The 17,957-nt window shown below is 52.7% G+C and carries 13 protein-coding genes; 6 read left to right on the top strand and 7 right to left on the bottom strand.

Annotation, left to right across the window (positions count from 1 at the left end; genetic code table 11):
- Position 1: 1 nt before the first annotated feature.
- Together ACO0LK_RS23040 and ACO0LK_RS23035 are read right to left on the bottom strand one after the other, a co-directional pair.
- A complete protein-coding gene (locus ACO0LK_RS23040) occupies positions 2–3,637 on the bottom strand; it encodes a bifunctional diguanylate cyclase/phosphodiesterase (RefSeq protein WP_422979237.1) in 3,636 nt (1,211 codons plus the stop codon).
- A gap of 291 nt (positions 3,638–3,928) precedes the next feature.
- Entirely contained in the window at positions 3,929–5,230 is a 1,302-nt protein-coding gene (locus tag ACO0LK_RS23035) for a hemolysin family protein (RefSeq protein WP_422979235.1), read from the bottom strand.
- 202 nt (positions 5,231–5,432) lie between these two features.
- Here ACO0LK_RS23035 and ACO0LK_RS23030 point away from each other — a divergent pair, with 202 nt between their 5' ends.
- From ACO0LK_RS23030 to ACO0LK_RS23020, 3 genes are all read left to right on the top strand, one after another.
- On the top strand, positions 5,433–7,463 hold the full coding sequence (locus ACO0LK_RS23030) for a site-specific recombinase (protein WP_422979233.1): 2,031 nt from the start codon (positions 5,433–5,435) through the stop codon (positions 7,461–7,463).
- 101 nt (positions 7,464–7,564) lie between these two features.
- Positions 7,565–8,554, top strand: a complete 990-nt coding sequence (locus tag ACO0LK_RS23025; RefSeq protein WP_422979231.1) for a tetratricopeptide repeat protein — start codon at positions 7,565–7,567, stop codon at positions 8,552–8,554.
- A gap of 183 nt (positions 8,555–8,737) precedes the next feature.
- Positions 8,738–9,373, top strand: coding sequence for a YitT family protein (locus ACO0LK_RS23020; protein WP_422979229.1), 636 nt, complete (start codon positions 8,738–8,740; stop codon positions 9,371–9,373).
- Here the strand turns inward: ACO0LK_RS23020 and ACO0LK_RS23015 are convergent.
- Positions 9,333–10,379 (bottom strand): GlxA family transcriptional regulator, encoded by a 1,047-nt coding sequence (locus ACO0LK_RS23015; RefSeq protein ID WP_422979227.1) that lies wholly within the window; start codon positions 10,377–10,379, stop codon positions 9,333–9,335. The genes ACO0LK_RS23020 and ACO0LK_RS23015 overlap by 41 nt on opposite strands.
- 173 nt (positions 10,380–10,552) lie before the next feature.
- Here ACO0LK_RS23015 and ACO0LK_RS23010 point away from each other — a divergent pair, with 173 nt between their 5' ends.
- The 3 genes from ACO0LK_RS23010 to ACO0LK_RS23000 all read left to right on the top strand — a co-directional run bounded on the left by ACO0LK_RS23010 (position 10,553) and on the right by ACO0LK_RS23000 (position 13,842).
- A complete protein-coding gene (locus ACO0LK_RS23010) occupies positions 10,553–11,656 on the top strand; it encodes an S-(hydroxymethyl)glutathione dehydrogenase/class III alcohol dehydrogenase (protein ID WP_186950026.1) in 1,104 nt (367 codons plus the stop codon).
- Positions 11,656–12,534 (top strand): S-formylglutathione hydrolase, encoded by an 879-nt coding sequence (gene fghA / locus ACO0LK_RS23005; RefSeq protein ID WP_422979225.1) that lies wholly within the window; start codon positions 11,656–11,658, stop codon positions 12,532–12,534. Before ACO0LK_RS23010 ends, fghA begins: the two co-directional genes overlap by 1 nt.
- Before the next feature lie 183 nt (positions 12,535–12,717).
- Positions 12,718–13,842 carry a beta-ketoacyl-ACP synthase III gene (locus ACO0LK_RS23000; RefSeq protein ID WP_422979223.1) on the top strand — a complete coding sequence of 375 codons (1,125 nt, stop codon included), beginning with the start codon at positions 12,718–12,720 and terminating at the stop codon, positions 13,840–13,842.
- Between the two features lie 135 nt (positions 13,843–13,977).
- Here the strand turns inward: ACO0LK_RS23000 and ACO0LK_RS22995 are convergent, their stop codons facing one another.
- From ACO0LK_RS22995 to ACO0LK_RS22980, 4 genes are all read right to left on the bottom strand, one after another.
- A complete protein-coding gene (locus ACO0LK_RS22995; RefSeq protein ID WP_422979221.1) occupies positions 13,978–14,670 on the bottom strand; it encodes a DUF3334 family protein in 693 nt (230 codons plus the stop codon).
- 67 nt (positions 14,671–14,737) lie between these two features.
- The gene (locus ACO0LK_RS22990) at positions 14,738–15,043 is read right to left on the bottom strand and encodes a hypothetical protein (protein WP_422979219.1); all 306 of its coding nucleotides are present in this window, start codon (positions 15,041–15,043) and stop codon (positions 14,738–14,740) included.
- A gap of 476 nt (positions 15,044–15,519) precedes the next feature.
- The gene (locus ACO0LK_RS22985) at positions 15,520–16,725 is read right to left on the bottom strand and encodes an ABC transporter permease subunit (RefSeq protein ID WP_422979217.1); all 1,206 of its coding nucleotides are present in this window, start codon (positions 16,723–16,725) and stop codon (positions 15,520–15,522) included.
- A gap of 194 nt (positions 16,726–16,919) precedes the next feature.
- Positions 16,920–17,777 (bottom strand): helix-turn-helix transcriptional regulator, encoded by an 858-nt coding sequence (locus ACO0LK_RS22980; protein ID WP_422979215.1) that lies wholly within the window; start codon positions 17,775–17,777, stop codon positions 16,920–16,922.
- Between the last annotated feature and the right edge of the window lie 180 nt (positions 17,778–17,957).

The following is a 17,957-nucleotide window of genomic DNA, read 5'->3' as shown; positions in this document are numbered from 1 at the left end:
CTTATTTCAAATTATTCCGGACGTAGGCTTCAAACTGCTCGGGTGGCAAGGGCCTTGAATACAGGTAACCCTGCACTTCATCGCAGGCTTGCTGGCGCAAAAATTCCAACTGCTCTGTAGTTTCGACACCTTCTGCAATAGTCATCAGGCCCATGCTTCTGGCCATGCTGATGACCGCACTGACGATGGCCCGGTCTTCCGGATCGGTGCTGATGTCGCGTACAAAACTCTGGTCTATCTTCAGTTTGTACACTTTGAACTGCTTCAGATAACTGAGTGAAGAATAGCCGGTACCAAAATCATCGATAGACATACGTACGCCACGCTCATGCAGATTATTCATGACGGCGATGGCACCTTGCGGGTCATGCATGGCGACCCCTTCGGTCAGTTCCAGCTCCAGACATTCTGGCGGCATGTCTGCCTCACGCAAAATGCGCGTGACCATCGCCGGCAAATCATGATGGCGGAACTGTACGGCAGACAGATTGACGGCAATCAGCAAATCCGGGAGGCCATTCGCTTGCCACTGCTTCCACTGCCGCACAGCAGCGCGCAACACCCATTCGCCGATAGATAAAATCAGGCCGCTTTCTTCCGCCACCGGGATAAATTCTGCTGGCGACACGGCACCCAGTACGGGATGCTGCCAGCGCAGCAAGGCTTCGGCACCAACCACTGCCCCGCTGTGCATGGCAATCTGCGGTTGATAATGCAATTGAAACTGCTGCTTTTCCACCGCCAGTCGCAAGGCGTTCACCAATTCCAGATGGCGGGTCGACCGTTCCTGCATTTCCTGGGTGAAGAAACGGAAGGCATTACGTCCTTCACGCTTGGCGCGATACATGGCGGCATCGGCATTGCGGGAAAGGGTTTCGAGGTCTTTGCCATCGTTGGGATAAATGGCAATACCCATCGATGCGGTGACATTCAGATCATATTCACCGATACGGAATGGCGCGTTCACGACCTGCATCAGTTTTTGCACGACCTGTTCCACCTTGTGTTCATCGACCCCTGTCAACAACAAGATAAATTCATCACCACCCAGCCGCGATATCGTATCGTTTTCACGCATGGCGGCCACCAGACGCTTGGCAAGCTCAACCAGCATGACGTCACCCAGGCTGTGACCGAGAGTATCGTTGATATCCTTGAAGTGATCCAGATCAAAAAATATCACTGCCAGCGCATCGTTGTTTCTTTCTGCAAGGCTAAGCGCATAACGCGCCAGTTCATCCAGCAGGGTACGGTTGGGCAAACCTGTCAATGCATCATAGTGGGCAAGGTATTTAATGCGTTCTTCCGTTCGTTTCTTGTCGGTGATGTCTTCCTGTATCGACAGGTAATGCGTGACCACACCTTCGCTGTTGCGTATCGGTGAAATATGCGCCAGGTCAGTATGATCAAGGCCATCGGCATAGCGATTGACAAGTTCACCTTTCCAGCTCTCACCGCGCTCCAGTTGCTGCCACATATCTGCATAAATCTCCGGTGCAGTCTGGCCAGAACGCATGATGCTGGGCTTGCATCCGATGACTTCATCAAGTCGCATGCCTGCGTTCTTCAGGTAGGCATCATTCGCGTATTCAATATTCACCAGCGTGTCTGTAATCACGATGGCGTTCGAGCTTTGTTCCAACGCCTGCGATAACTTGCGCAAGGTTTCTTCTGTCTGCTTACGCTCTATGCCTATAGCGATCAGGTTGGCAGCCATTTCCAGCATCTGCAAAGAAAACTTATCCGGGCTTAAAGGCTGCCGGTGGTAAATGGCGAAAGCACCGATCACCTTGCGCTGTGCCGAAAAAATCGGCTCTGACCAGCACGAACGCAGATTCGCCTGCTCTGCCACCGCCCAATAATCCAACCAATGAGGATGCGTGGATAAATCATTGGCAATGGTGCGCTCGCCCACAAACATCGCATTCCCGCAGGAGCCTACACCACTGCCGATAGCCACGCCTTCTATGGCGTGAACATAAAAGTCCGGCAGACTGGGGGCGGCCCCGGTGCGCAAACGCAGGCCATCCTTTTCCAGCAACATGATGGAACACAGGCAATCTGGCAGCAATGATTCAACTTTCAGCACAACATCATGGAACAATTCTTTCTGCGTCGCATTGCCGGTAATCCGTTCCAGCATGAAGCTACGCAATTCTTCCATCTGCAAGGCATGCAGGCGTTCAGCTTCCAGTTCAAAACGATTGAGTACATGGCTGACATCGACGGCAAATTCAATCAGTAAATCCTGTACTGCCTTATCAAAGGCATCTTCCTGGTCAGAATACAGATTAAACGTACCCACCACTTTGCCATTGTTGAGCAATGGCAGTGCTGCTGATGCCTGCCATCCATACTCAGCACTACGCATATGCCAAAGAGCAGTAGCCGCATCACTCTGAAAATGCTGACACCAGTATGGTTGTTTTTGCAGATAGGCCAGGGAACTGGGTCCCTGCGCCGTCGGGTCGTCAGCCTTGAGCGAAAAATGCAGATCACGCAGATAGCCGGCTCCGCTGCCAAACGAGGCAATCGGTTTCAACACCTGTTCGTTTTCATCAGCCAAGCCTATCCAGGCCATTTTAAGGCCGCCAATAGTAACGGCATCTTCACATATACGCGGCATCAACTCGGCTTTATTATCGATGCGCAAGATGGATTGGTTACACTGCGCCAATGCACTGTAGAGCTGGCTCAGACGCGCACTTTTCTGTGCCGCCAGACGCTTTTCTTCTTCGATTGCCGCCAGCCTTTTGCGGGTGATGGCTAACCAGCCCATGATGCTTTCTTCTGCCCCCAGCCTGACGGGAACAGGGGCAGAGAAATTTCCCTTACCCAAATTCACCAGACCTGCATGCACATCTGCAATCGAACCTCCCAGTGTCAGATTCAGCGCACGGTAAGAACGCCACAGCAAACCCACCAACAAAACACCGACCACAATAAACAGCAAACGCAGGCGCAAGGCGAACTCTTCGGCGCCCTTGACCAAAGCAAGATTGCGTAGCTCTATCATTTCATGGGCTTCCGTTATCGGACGCAAGATGGCCAGTTTAGCCTGCCTGTACTGATTGTCGTACAACATGGCCATCGCCCGTTGCCTGGCGGATTGCGGTTCTTCTGCCGGGTCTTCGATCAAACGCATGGCAGCCCATTCTATCTTGGTCAGGGCATCGGAATTGGCTTTTGCCAGCTCCAGACGAGCAAATTCCTCCTTGCTGAGACCGGCATTGCCAAGCAAGTCAAGCAAGGGAACGCTGCTTCCTGCAACACTGGGGGCACCGGGATCATCACTGATACGTTTGCTGTTGATAGCGGGGACCAGATCCCAGAACAGGTTTTTTCCCATTGCGGGTCGTGGTGCCTTGCCATTGCGGACATCGAGAATATGCTGGTAATAGCGTTTGTAGTCAGGGTTACCGGTAGCGACATAGCTACGCACCATGCGCGTCAGGTCTTCCGAGGTTTGTTGCAACTCTGTGGACAGCACGTGGGATTCAAAACGGAGGTCGTTCACCCGGTCTATGGATTTTTCTGAATGCACATACCAGACAAAAACCAGTGTAAAAATGGCGAACACGGCCAATGTCAGCCAGAAGCTGCGTGTGTAGCTGGTCAAACTGTTGTGAGAAGTCATCGAAGGAAGGCTTTCCAGACTCGGGCAACAAAACGGCGTCAGTGCGCGGGCATTTTATAAAGTAGGACTTACGCAAAACCGCCCCAGCTGCGTTGCAGCTCCTTGCCGTACTGTTCGTACTGTCTTCGTCGCTACGCCTTGCTGGGACAATTTTGCGTAAGTCCTATAAAGATTATATTTAGGTCTGACCAATATACAGTGTACAGAACTCTGGCAACAGCTCAAACGCCTATTTAAGCCGGATTTGCGTTAAACCAATATTGCCCGTTTTTTTGTCAAAACCTGTGTGGTTTATGACTCGTTCTTTGGGTGAATACGGACGAGAATAATGCGCGGGCCATTCATTTTTTTGACCACGGCATCGAAGCGTTCAAATTCAACCTTTTGGCCTTCCACCGGCAAATCACCCAGCTTGTGCATGATCAGCCCACCAATCGATTCGACTTCATCGCTATCGACATCAAAGCCCAGTGCGCTACCAAGGGTAAACAGCGGCAGGCTGCCCTTGCCTATCAGAGTGCCGTCGTCCAGCAGGGTCCAGTCATTTTCATTCTGGCGGAATTCATCGCGTATCTGGCCAACCAGGGCACTGAGCAGGTTATCCAGCGTCAGAAAGCCGACCGGCTTGCTGCCACGGTTGCCGACAATGGCAAAATGCGGCGCGCCCTTGCGGAACCGGCGAAACAATTCCAGCGCAGGCATGGTAGGCGGAACAAATTCGACCTGGCGCAAATGCTTGCTCAGATCATCCAGCGGCTTGCCGGCCTGCTGGGCCAGGAACAGGTCTTTCAGATGCAGCATGCCGAGTACGGTTTCGTCATCTTCATCAAAATAGGGATAACGGCTGAAGCGGTTACGGGCCGCGGTTTCCATGTTTTCTTCGAGCGACACGCTTTTATACATGGCCACCACTTCATTGATGGGGCGCATCAGGTCAGAAATTTCCAGGCCACCAAAATCCAGCACCTGGGCCATGATGCTCCATTCATCACGGGTTTCTTTTTTGCCGCCGTGGCTGCCGCGCAGGATCAGTTTCAGTTCTTCCGGCGAATAATGGGCGTCGCCACCGTGCTCGGCACTCAGACCTATCCATTTCAAGACCTTGTTGGAACTCCAGTTCAGGGTCCAGATAGCCGGATACATGGTCCAGTAAAACGCATACAGAGCCGGTGCCGTCCACAGAGATACCCGTTCAGGCATGCGGATAGCCATGGATTTGGGGGCCAGTTCACCCACCACGATATGCAGGAAGGAAATGACAAAGAAGGCGAAGAAGAAGGAAATGCCGTGTATCAATTCTTCCGAATTGACGCCGACCAGGATAAAGACGGGGTGTAGCAGGCGAGCAAAGGCAGGTTCACCGATCCAGCCCAGGCCCAGTGAAGCCAGCGTAATGCCTAACTGACAGGCAGACAAGTAGGTATCCAGATGCTGATGGACCGTGAATAGCAAACGGCCTCGCAAACCCGAGGTCTTCGCAATACTGCGTACCCTGGTCTGACGCAACTTCACCAGACCAAACTCTGCTGCAACGAAAAAGCCGTTTAACAAGACCAGTAACAGGGCAGCAAGCACCAGCAATAAATTTTCCAACGTCTGACCTTTGTTATGTACAAGCCGACACTTTAGACTAAATTGTCCTTACTTGCATGCAAATGCTCTGGAATAAGCTGTACAAAACCCCATTTCATGAGGACCAACCACATTTAAGGGCAAAAACTTCTGACTTGTTCACATGACAAATGGCGCAAATTGCGTTACAACTTACGCTCTATAGTATTTTGAGGAGAAACGTTTGAGCATCGACAAGGTTTTAGACGAGATTCAACTCCGCCTTACCGAACACCCTGCACTGAACGATATCCTGCACCTGCGCAAACTGGTAGCAGAAATAAGACCACAACGGCCCCATGATATCGGCCGTGCAACGGACAATCTGCGGGCACTGTGTTTTGTCTTGCGGCAACGACCTGCATGGCGCGGTGCACTACGCACCTACCTGATGCAGGTACTGACCACGCGCAAGCTGGTGCATTTGTTCACCGATACCGGCATTACCCAGAACGTTGGTTTCTGGACCGCAGCCCGCCAGCGCCTGTTCAACAAGATTTTGCCGCCCCTGGTCAATGAAGCCTACATCAAGGATGTATTTGGGCAATTGTTTCACGAAGAGACTGACCATATCTGGGTGAATGGCATTGAAGACCAGGCCTGGGTAGATTTGATCGCCGCCATCGGCTTTCGCTCACGTAAGGCGCGCCTGACTCATGGCACTCTGACAAGCGAAATCCTGAGTGCAGTGCAGGTGCTGTCGTATCGCATCACGAATATCGGGCTGGAAGCAGAACTGGTACGCAATCACCCGGATATAGAAAAGTTTGAATCCCCCTTCCTGCGGCAAAACGATGCCATCAATGACTATGTGCTGAGTTACAGCCAGTGGCTGATCGATCAGGACAAGTTGCGCGAAGACAGCAAGCACATCGAAGTCTTGCTGACACAGTGTGAAGACATCGCCAACCGCATACGTCGTACTGCGTCTTTGCAAGGCGTCTCCATCAGCCTGACGCGTTTGCTGCTGCAACTGACGCAGAGCATTGCCCGTTTGCGCAAATTGCTGGATGTGCTGGATAGCCGCGCCACAAGCAACACCGCTCAACTGGGCGTGCAATTGCTGAAAGAACTGGTCAAGGCAGACAACGAGCGCCACAGCCTGCGCAATCTGATACAGACCAGTACCGAACTGCTGTCGCTGCAAGTCACGGAAAGAGCGGGCCGTAGCGGCGAACATTATGTCACCAACAACCGCAGCGAATGGCTGAGCATGCTGCGCTCGGCCCTGGGGGCTGGCTTTATTGTCGGCTTCATGGCGCTGATCAAGATCCTGTTTGGCAGTATGGCGATGGCACCGTTTGGTTATGCCATGCTCTATAGCCTGAATTATTCATCCGGCTTCATGCTGGTGCATGTACTGCATTTCACCATCGCCACCAAACAGCCTGCCATGACGGCCGCCCTGATAGCGCGGGCAATTGACGAAGGCAAGCAAAAACTGGATGAACTGGTGGAATTGATTGTGCGTGTCTTGCGCTCACAATTCATCGCTATTATCGGCAACGTTGGTCTGGCCATACCCACGGCCTATGCCATTGCCTGGGCCTGGGTTGAAATCACAGGCAAGCACCTGGTGTCGCCAGAAAAAGCAGAGCACCTGCTGCATGACATCGATCCATTCAACAGCCTCGCCCTGCCGCATGCGGCAATTGCCGGCGTCTGCCTGTTCTTGTCGGGCTTGATTTCCGGTTATTACGACAACAAGGCCAGCTATGCCTACATCCCTGATCGCTTGCGGCAACTCCGCTGGCTGAAGGCAATACTGGGTGAAGACAGATTGCTGCGGGTGACGACTTATATCGGTAATAACCTGGGTGCTTTGGCTGGTAATTTTTTCTTTGGTGTCATGCTGGGTACCATAGGCCAGCTCGGCAGTTTCTTTGGCTTGCCGATTGATATACGTCATATCACCTTTGCCAGCGCCAATTTTGCCTTTGCCCTGGTTGGCCTGGACAACCATATGAGCTGGCAGGTAGCGGCTTATTCGCTGTTTGGCATCATGACAATAGGTATGGTGAACCTGGGCGTCAGCTTCAGTCTGGCGATGCTGGTTGCCTTGCGTTCACGGCGTGTCAGTTTTGGTCAGGGTGGCCTGTTGACTGTCTTGTTGTGGACTCGCTTCTGGCAAGGCCCGCGTGATTTTTTCCTGCCACCAGCAGCTCGGGAAGAAACTGCTACCGAACAAGATGATGTCAAGGATGAAGTCAAATAAGTTGAATATGATCACGTAAAAATCGGGTAAAACGGTGGCCAGGTCAACCAAAACTGGCATGGCACCGTTAAGCTTGAGTCATCATCCTGATTGAGAACACTATGAAATTGTTGCAGACCCTGATTGCCACATCGATCACGTCGCTTGCCATGATGGCGATACAAACCGCCAGCGCCCATGAATATGAAGCGCTGATGAAAGCCAAGAAATATGCCGAAGCCGATAAAGCTGCCAGCGCAAAATTGGCCAGCGACCCGAACAATGCCGATGCCCTGCTGGCAAAGGCTGACCTGATACTGACCGAAGGCAAGCTCGATAAACTCGATGATGGTGCAAAGTATGCCGAGCAATGCATCAGCGCTCATCCACAGATGTCCGAATGCCATGAAATGCTGGGCAATGTGCTGGGAACCAAAGCCACCTCAGGCAGCATGTTTGCCGCCATGTCCTATGCCGGTAAAATCCGCGATGCCTTCATCAAGGCGGTGGAGCTGGACCCGAAAAATTTCAGCGCCCGCAATTCGCTGTTGCAGTATTACCTGCAAGCGCCGGCCATTGCCGGTGGTGGTAAAAGCAAGGCACAAAACCTGGTACTGGAAACCGCCAAGGTCAGCAGCGCAGCCAGCAACCTGATGCAGGCAACGATAGACCTGTCGGACGAAAAAGCCAGCCGTGCAGAAACCAGTGCACTCTCGGCCATCCCCGGCAATGTCGAAGCCCTGGGCAGGATGCAGCGCAACGTGTTGTTCAACGTTGGTGCCGTGTATGTGCAAGAAAAGAAATATGCCGATGCAGAACGCGTCTTCAGTGAACTGCAACAGCGTTACCCGGACAAATACCAGGGTTCCTATGGCATGGGCCGCGCCTTGCAGGAACAGGGCAAACACAAGGATGCCATCAACTGGTTTGAAAAATCCCTGAGCATAGACGTCAATGCTGCCAGCTACTACCGCCTGGGCCAATGCCAGCAGGCCGTCAATGACAAACCCAAAGCCATTTCAAATTTTGAAAAATCCCTCTCTTACAAACCTGCCCTCAACAAAAAATTGCGGGAAGATGCAGAAACACAGTTGAAGACTTTGAAGAGCTGACAGCAAGCGGATTTGTTACAAGACTGTATCAAATCCGGCTGCGCTTGCCGGCAAATTTTGATGCATATCAACGAAGCTGATTATCACTCGCCAGACAGATAGGTAGCGGGGCAGGCGCCAAGTACAATCGTACTTTCCCGATCCTGCATTAGTACCTACGTACCTGCCTAACTGCCATCTGTCATGAAGACCGTCAGCAACACCCCGCCCCCATCCCTGGTAGCACACAGCCTGCTGGAAGATGTGCTGGCCATCATTACCGGCACCGTGCTGGTATCACTGGGCGTGGCTTTGTTTAACCAGGCAGGCTTGCTGACTGGTGGAACAGCCGGACTGGCCTTTCTGCTTCATTACAGTACCGGGCTATCCTTTGGTCTGGTGTTTTTCCTCATCAATCTGCCGTTTTACTGGCTGGCCTGGCGACGCATGGGCTGGCGTTTCACGCTCAAGACATTTTGTGCCGTGGCGCTGGTGTCGGTGTTTTCTGGCCTGCATCCCAAATTGATACACCTGACCAGCATGACGGCGCTGACGCCGTTCTATGTTGCGCTGATCGGCGGCTTGATGATGGGCGTGGGTTTTATTGTGCTGTTCCGTCACCAGGCCAGCCTTGGCGGCATCAATATCCTTGCCCTGTATCTGCAAGAAAAACGCGGCATACGTGCAGGCAAACTGCAAATGGCGGTGGATTTCTGCATCGTCATGGCGTCGCTGGCGGTAGTGGCGCCGATGGCGCTGCTGGCATCCGTCATTGGTGCCTTTGCCCTGAACCTGGCAATCAGCCTGAACCATCGTCCTGATCGTTATGTAGCGATGTAAAACTGTCGCGGTATTGCGTCGGCGACAGATGCAGGTGCTTTTGAAAGACCCTGCGTAAATGATCGTCACTGGCGAAACCACAGCGGGCTGCAATGGTCTTGACCGGCATGGCCTGTTCCGACACATCGGCCAATAAGCGTTGGGCAAATTCCAGACGTGCAGTTTCGATAAATTCTGAAGTACTGACGCCCACTTCACGCTGAAACAGGCGGGTGAAATTGCGCAGGCTCATACCGGCCATGTCGGCCAGTTGCGATACCGGCAGGCGCTGATGCAGGTTGGATAATATCCACTGTTGCAATTCACGGATATTGGTCTGCGCGGTTTTCTGACTCAGCAAATGGGTACTAAACTGCGATTGCCCACCAGGACGTTTTAGGTAGACCACCATGTCACTGGCAACTTCCAGTGCCAGTTCATGGCCGCAATCATCTTCGACAAAGGCCAGGGCCAGGTCTATGCCTGCCGTCACACCGGCTGATGTCCACAGGTTGCCACTGCGTATGAAGATGGCATCCGCATCCACCTGCACCGCCGGAAAATCATCCTGCAACTGGCGTGCCACACTCCAGTGCGTGGTGGCATGTTTGCCATCCAACAGCCCTGTCTTCGCCAGGAAAAAAGCGCCCGAACACAAGGCTGCCAGGCGCTGTATTTTTGGGGCAACATGCGCCACCCAGTCGATGATCGCGCCATTTTCTTCCAACGCATCGCGGATATGGCGCGAGCCGACAATGATCGCGTCATCCGGCAAAGCCAGCGGGTTGATGGCCTTGGTTGCTTCCAGGCACATCAGGGTGTCTGAACGCACCGGCCCGATCTGGGCCGCAGCGATTTTGACATCATAGGCGGCAGGCTTGCCCAGGCGCTTTAAATGGATGTTTGCATACTCAAACACCGACATCGGCCCTATCGCTTCCAGCGACTTGAAACCTGGGTACACGATAATATCGAGCCTGCGGGGAAAGCCACGTTTGTCTGCGGGCTTGTCTACCTGTTTAGCCATTTTCACTGCCTGCCCCTGCACATAAGCAAAAGCAGGATGATAGTCCAGAAGTGACCATTCCGTCTTTTTAAGCCATTCTTCATTCAGAATCAGCCAGATAGCCAAAAAAACACCCGCAAGGCATCTGCTTTCTAAGACAATCAGCGAACCTTAACATTCCATAAAGGATCAGCATGAAAACCAAAGCCGCCATCGCCTGGAAAGCAGGTGCACCCTTGACGATAGAAGAAGTCGATCTGCAAGGCCCGCAAGCCGGTGAAGTGCTGATCGAGGTCAAGGCCACCGGCATTTGCCATACAGATTATTACACCCTCTCTGGTGCCGACCCGGAAGGTCTGTTCCCAGCCATTCTGGGGCATGAAGGCGCAGGCGTGATTGTAGATACCGGCCCTGGCGTCAGCCTGCGCAAAGGTGACCATGTTATCCCGCTGTACACGCCAGAATGCCGCCAATGCAAGTTCTGCCTGTCACGCAAAACCAATCTGTGCCAGGCCATCCGTTCCACCCAAGGGCGCGGGCTGATGCCGGATGCCACATCGCGCTTCTCGCTCGACGGTAAACCTTTGTTCCATTACATGGGTACATCAACCTTCTCCAACTACATCGTAGTGCCGGAAATTGCTGTTGCCAAAGTCCGTGAAGATGCCCCCTTCGACAAGATTTGCTATATCGGTTGCGGCGTGACTACTGGCGTCGGTGCCGTGGTTTTCACTGCCAAGGTAGAAGCTGGCGCGAATGTGGTCGTATTTGGACTGGGCGGCATAGGCTTGAACGTGATCCAGGCCGCCAAAATGGTTGGTGCCGACAAAATCATCGGCGTGGACCTGAACCCCGCACGTGAAAGCATGGCGCGCAAATTTGGCATGACCCACTTCATCAATCCGTCGCAGGTAGAAAACGTGGTTGACCATATCATCCAGTTGACAGATGGCGGTGCCGACTATTCATTTGAATGCATAGGCAATACCAAGGTCATGCGTCAGGCGCTGGAATGCTGCCACAAGGGCTGGGGCAAATCCATCATCATCGGTGTGGCTGAGGCTGGCGCAGAAATCAGCACTCGTCCGTTTCAGTTGGTGACGGGGCGCGAATGGAAAGGTTCTGCCTTTGGCGGTGCCCGTGGCCGTACCGACGTACCAAAAATCGTCGACTGGTACATGGAAGGCAAGCTGAACATCGACGACCTGATCACCCACAGGCTGCCGCTGGAACGCATCAATGAAGGCTTTGACCTCATGAAAAGCGGCGAATCCATCCGTTCTGTCGTGCTGTACTGATGAAGTCGCTCCTGCCCCTGCCGGATGAGATAACCCTGTTAAGCCAGCATGCCTGCCATGCTGGTGTGCAGCGGTTTTATCAGCATGCATCCAAAGAAATCGGTTTGCCTATGCGGTTTTCTGTCTACCTGCCACCGCAGGCGCTGGCGGGTGCGACTTGCCCGGCAGTGTTTTACCTTGCCGGGCTGACCTGTACCGAGGAAACCTTCATGATCAAGGGTGGCGCGCAGGCCGTTGCCGCCCGCGAAGGCATCATCCTCATCACGCCTGACACCAGCCCACGCAATGCCAACATCCCCGGTGACAGTGACAGTTGGGATTTTGGTGTCGCAGCCGGTTTTTACCTGGACGCCACCGAAGCCCCGTGGAGCAAACATTACCGCATGCACAGCTACATCGTGCATGAACTGCGCAACATCCTGCTCGACCACTTGCCCATGGACAGGCAGCAAGTAGGCATCATGGGACATTCCATGGGCGGCCACGGTGCGCTAGTGCTGGCCTTGCGTCATCCAGAATTTTTTCACAGCGTATCCGCCTTCGCCCCGATTGCTGCCCCCACCCAATGCCCCTGGGGCAACAAGGCTTTCAGCGGCTATCTGGGGTCAGATACGGCAAGCTGGCGCGCCTACGACGCCACCCAGCTCATGTTGAATCTGCGCCAGGCCCCTTTTCCCAAAGGCATCCTGATAGACCAGGGGCTGGACGATAAATTTCTGGCAGAGCAATTACACCCAGACCAATTCGCCGCCGCCTGCCAGCAAGTACAGCAGCCACTAAACCTGCGTTACCACGCTGGCTATGACCACGGCTATTACTTCATCACCAGCTTTGTTGAAGAGCATTTGCTGCATCACAAGCAACAATTGACTGCTTAAAGGCCCAAAAACGGCCAATGCTGTCATACAGGCTTGTTCCAGTTTTAATATGCACCAAACTGGAACAAGCACTCTATTTCTGTGCGTTTCTCGCTAGATTGTCATTAATTTTGTGTAAAATCGAGCGACATCGTCGCGCATTTTTTGCGCATCATTCAGAACGACATAACAAGAAAGCAAGAGATGAGTAAAGTAGTCATCAGCGGCACCGGCCTGTATACGCCATCCCAGTCCATTTCCAATGAAGAACTGATTGCCAGCTTCAATGGTTATGTCCAGCAACACAATGCACAAAACGCTGCGGCCATCGCCAGCGGCGACGTGGTGGCACTGGAAGAATCCAGCGTTGCCTTCATAGAAAAAGCATCCGGCATCAAAGCTCGTTATGTGATGAACAAAGATGGCGTGCTGGACATCAATCGCATGACGCCTCGCATCCCGGAACGCAGCGACGACGAACCATCCGTCATGTGTGAAATGGCCGTGGCAGCAGCCACCCAGGCGCTGGAACGCGCGGGCCGCACCGCAGCAGATATCGACGGTGTGATTTGCGCTGCCAGCAATATGCAGCGTGGCTACCCAGCAATGGCCGTTGAAATTCAGGCAGCGCTGGGCATAGACGGTTATGGCTACGACATCAATGTTGCCTGTTCATCTGCCACGTTTGGCATACAGGCTGCCGTCACAGCGATACAAAGCGGCCAGGCACGCGCCATCTTGGTGGTTAACCCGGAAATCACCAGCGGCCACCTGAATTGGCGTGACCGCGACAGCCACTTCATTTTTGGTGATGCCTGTACCGCCATCATCATAGAACGCGCTGACCTGGCCACATCGCAACATCAGTTTGAAATTGTCGGCCTGAAACTGAAAACCCAATTCTCGAACAATATCCGCAACAACTTCGGCTTTTTGAATCGTGCCGATGAAAGCGGCATAGGCAAGCCAGACAAACTGTTCCGCCAGCAAGGCCGCAAAGTGTTCAAGGATGTCTGCCCCATGGCCGCTTCGGTGATCACCTCGACGGTAGAAGCATCGGGCATCAGCATCCCCGATGTAAAACGCTTCTGGCTGCATCAGGCCAACCTCAACATGAACCTGTTGATTGCCCGCATGATTTTAGGACGTGACGCCACACCTGAAGAATCGCCAACCATACTCGATACCTACGCCAATACGTCGTCAGCAGGCTCCATCATCGCCTTCCACAAATACCAGGAAGACCTGGCACCCGGCACGATAGGTGTGATCTGCTCGTTTGGCGCAGGCTATTCCATAGGCTGCGTGGTCGTGAAAAAATTGAACTGAACTGAACTGAACTGAATTGTCCGTACAAAGCAAAAGGCCGCCTAATGAAAATTAAAGCGGCCTTTTGCTTACCTGCATCTTGGTTATACCTTTGCTTCATCAAGATCTGTCTTGATGCAAGGTATGCAAGTTGACTTACATCCCCAAAGACTTCAACAGTTCAGCATTGTCATCTTCTGATGCCGCAGCCGGTGCTGCTGCGTCTGTTTTTTGACTGGATTGCTGCATATCCAGCAAGGCATCCGGATCAGGCACTTCATGTGCATCAAAATCATGCAGCTTGATGAACTCTGTCCTGTCGATGGCCAGTTCCAGGTAAAAGATATTATTCTTTTCAGTGAAGAAGGACACGCGGCGCAGTTCTGGCCTGTCCAGTGGAGTATCCACACTCAGCATGACCTGCTTGGTCAGCACCAGCATCTTGGGCTGGTTCTGGGTGATATTGGTTTGTAGTTCACGACGTATCTTGCCGGTGAAATCACCGACGATCTGGTTCATCAGTTCACCCAGGATATTGGCAACTTCATCCGAGGTGAAAGACGTGGCCAGCTCAGACTTGGGCATGCCCATGTTGAGCATGTATTTTTCGTAAATCTCAAGCGCGGTATCGCCATCAAAGTTCAACACCACCAACCCTGAAAAACCGCCATCAAACAGCACAAAGCAACCGATGTCCGGCTTCAGACCTATCTTGGTGATGCGCTGCACCATGGCCGAATAATGTACCTTGCTTTGTGTCGCCACGTTCAACACCCGTATGACCGAGTTACACAAACTGGTCAACAAGTCTTCCGTACCGTACACCACACCAGTTTCTTCCGAGGCCATGGCCAACTCCTAATTTTTTACACAACAATTTCAAAAATCACCTGCGACAAGCCACCAGCCTGTCGCTTCATTCCATTACACCATCCCCTGTCCGGACAGATGGTGGTGCTGCATGCGTACGCCCGTGTTCATCAGAAACAGCAAGCCTGAACAAGATTACCCGGCTTAGCAGGTGAGCAACTTTATCCTTCCACACCAGATCTTGCCGGGCATCAGCAGGCATGACGGCAGACACATCCCGCAAGCGCTTCACTTCCGCCTCCAGCGCAAGCACCCGCTGCACAGCGACGAGCGTTGCGTCATGAACGGCGTGTTCTGCCTGCGAGCCATCCTCCTGCGCGTCGGTTAGCGATGTCAAATCGGTGATCAGCATGGTTTCATCCTTAGCGTGCCGGATATGCCGGCACAATGAAACGGCATATCCCCCAAAGGACAGGTGAACCTGCCCATAGGAATAATGCAAGAATACTGAAGCGTAGGGCCTCCGTCCACTTGTTTCATGCAGTCCGCACGATTTGTTTATTCGCCAGTACAGCAGGGATTATAGTACGTTGCCCCCATGCAACCAAGACAAAAGAGGAAGCATGTGCCCGTTGCAGCCATTACCGCAACAGCTGATTTTGTTCTTTTAACAGCGGGAAATGACATGGGCAAGCGAAGTTCCGTCGTACCGGAAACCCATATTTTGATATGTCCGGAAGGTAGCCCCATTGACAGGCATGACACGCAACCTGGCCGAACCGCTCCCTTCTGCACGGCTGGCCGCAGCCCCAGCAAGGTTTGCTAGTCTAAGTGAACAAGCAAAATGCTCACACACCTATCCAAATCAATACCAACAGCCTGCCCGCATTACTGGCTACCTTTGGCGATTGACGGCCTCAATATATCCGACATCATCTTGTCTTCATGCCTGGGTTGGGGCCACAAACCAGCAGGGCGTTTCAGCATGATAGTCACCATCGCCAGACCTATCAGCAACTGACGCAATATTTCAGGCTCGACCAGCACCTGACCAAACAAATACTGCTGCACCGGCAAAACAATATAACGCAAAATTTCTGGCAACACGGCCAGTGTCACAGCGCCCAAAATAACGCCGGGGATATGCCCTATGCCGCCAATAATCACCATCGACAATACCGTAATCGACTCATTGAGCGAGAACGATTCTGGCGACACAAAACCCTGGAAGGCAGCAAACATCGCCCCCGCCACGCCACCAAACGACGCCCCCATTGCAAATGCCAGCAGCTTGATATTGCGGGTGTTGATACCCATCGCCTGCGCGGCGGTTTCATCTTCGCGTATCGCCACAAAAGCACGCCCCAGGCGAGAATCATGCAAACGTATCGTGACAAAAATAATCGCCACGCATAATGCCAGAAACAGAAAGTAATACGCATTCACAGAAGGCATGGAAAAACCACCCACCTGCACCGTCGCGTGCGACCCCACCTCACCACTGAGTGACACCCCGAACAGACGCACAGGGTCAATCGCAATGATGCCTTTTGGCCCATCGGTAATATTGACCGGGGCATTCAGATTGATGATAAAGATACGCACAATTTCACCAAAGCCCAGCGTCACCACCGCCAGATAATCACCACGCAGTTTTAAAGTAGGTGCCCCCAGCAACACCCCCAGTGCGGCGGCCAGTGCAGCCGCCAGCGGGACAATCAGCCACACCGACAAATGTATGCCATGTGCAGCCACATCCGGCCCGCACAACCACAACAAGGCATTACCGACCAACGGAAAAGTGTTGATGAAAGATTCCAGCACATATACAAACTGCGGCGACGCCAGCAAGGCCGTCATATAAGCACCCATCGCATAAAAAGCGATATACCCCAGATCCAGCAGACCGGCAAAACCAACCACGATATTCAGGCCCAGTGCCAGCATCACATACAGCAAGGCAAAATCCATGATACGCACCCATGAATTGCCAAACTGCGCAGCAAAAAATGGAAAGGCAATGGCAACGCCCAATAGCAACAAAGGAGAATAAGCCCGGACAAGACCGGCCTTTGCCGTTAAATAATGATTCATGGAACGTCTACCCACCGTTGACGACGTAGACCACCGCAGGAAGATGCAAGAAACAAGATGGCAAACCTGGCTTTCATGGAAAAGTGCATGGTGACTTTCACGCTTGATATTTCAGACTAGATAAATGCCATCCATCTTAACTATCAGACCAGACAGCCGCTACCATAATCTTGCTCACCCCATACCTGACAACCTTAATAGATAGCCATACGCTGACGTGACTGAGAAGGCGTCAATCCAAATAGCGACCGGAAACTGGACGTAAAATGGCTGTGACTGGCAAAGCCATTCGCATGAGCGATGGCGGCAAAGTCCAGCTCTGCCGACTGCATTGCCTCCAGCGCTTTGCCAAGACGTGTGCGTATCAGATAACGGTGCACAGGCACACCCACCTGCTCCCGGAATACTCTGGCCAAATGAAAGGGCGACGTATGCGCATGGCGTGCCAGACTGGTCAGCGTCCAGTCCTGATTGGAATGAAGAGAAATCAATTCCTTCACGGTTTCAACCTGCTGACGCCTGCGCGCCATCGTCACTGACTGTTTGCCGCGATCAGAAAGACGACCACGCACACTGGCCGCCTGCAACGCCCCGGTCAGCATGGCGAGACTGATCTCTTCTACCGCCAGAGGGTCAACAACAGCCTGTCTTAAATGACGCCATAACAGTTCACGATTCATCACGCTCGCAGGTGAAAGCAGACAATGCGGTGCAAGAGAAGATGAACCAAAATCCTCGCCAGCAACAGCCTCTGCCAGCAGACTTGCCAACACCTCTTTCGGAAAATCCAGCACCAGAGATTCGTCCCCAACCTGATCAAGAAAACTGATGCGATACGGCCTGCCCGCACCCAGCAATATCCCGTGATTAGGGTTGGCAATAAAATGCTGCCTGGGCCCATCATGCTTGGCAAACACCCCCTTGATAGGCAACAAAATCAAATCCGCTGACTCGCACTCAATATTGCTCGCCCCATCAGGCGATGGTCGCGCAATGCCATGGCGAATGGATAAAAGCTCGCTGTGAAAAACGGTATTGAGATCAAGTAGCATAAGCCATCACTATCAAAAGTAATCCATTCACGATGACCAGATGCAGCCCCCTACTCACCCCGCAATCAAGGCATCGCCATCAAGCTAATAATCCATACATTAGCTTATTCTTTGCGCAATTAAATTTCTAAATTTTGGTGATGGCAGGAGGATATGCAACGCACAAAAAGCAAAAGGCCG

Source organism: Undibacterium sp. Ji49W (assembly GCF_049340205.1).
Taxonomy (GTDB): Bacteria; Pseudomonadota; Gammaproteobacteria; order Burkholderiales; family Burkholderiaceae_D; genus Undibacterium.
The sequence above is the reverse complement of the archived record's forward strand: the minus strand, read 5'-3'. Positions and strand labels throughout refer to the sequence as shown.

Bases quoted from the DNA above. Each gene is read 5' to 3' on its own strand.
- ACO0LK_RS23040 (WP_422979237.1), bottom strand. From the start codon at position 3,637: ATGACTTCTCACAACAGTTTGACCAGCTACACACGCAGCTTCTGGCTG.
- ACO0LK_RS23010 (WP_186950026.1), top strand. From the start codon at position 10,553: ATGAAAACCAAAGCCGCCATCGCCTGGAAAGCAGGTGCACCCTTGACG.
- ACO0LK_RS22995 (WP_422979221.1), bottom strand. From the start codon at position 14,670: ATGGCCTCGGAAGAAACTGGTGTGGTGTACGGTACGGAAGACTTGTTG.
- ACO0LK_RS23000 (WP_422979223.1), top strand. From the start codon at position 12,718: ATGAGTAAAGTAGTCATCAGCGGCACCGGCCTGTATACGCCATCCCAG.
- ACO0LK_RS23015 (WP_422979227.1), bottom strand. From the start codon at position 10,379: ATGGCTAAACAGGTAGACAAGCCCGCAGACAAACGTGGCTTTCCCCGC.
- ACO0LK_RS23025 (WP_422979231.1), top strand. From the start codon at position 7,565: ATGAAATTGTTGCAGACCCTGATTGCCACATCGATCACGTCGCTTGCC.
- ACO0LK_RS22985 (WP_422979217.1), bottom strand. From the start codon at position 16,725: ATGAATCATTATTTAACGGCAAAGGCCGGTCTTGTCCGGGCTTATTCT.
- fghA (WP_422979225.1), top strand. From the start codon at position 11,656: ATGAAGTCGCTCCTGCCCCTGCCGGATGAGATAACCCTGTTAAGCCAG.
- ACO0LK_RS22990 (WP_422979219.1), bottom strand. From the start codon at position 15,043: ATGCTGATCACCGATTTGACATCGCTAACCGACGCGCAGGAGGATGGC.
- ACO0LK_RS23020 (WP_422979229.1), top strand. From the start codon at position 8,738: ATGAAGACCGTCAGCAACACCCCGCCCCCATCCCTGGTAGCACACAGC.
- ACO0LK_RS22980 (WP_422979215.1), bottom strand. From the start codon at position 17,777: ATGCTACTTGATCTCAATACCGTTTTTCACAGCGAGCTTTTATCCATT.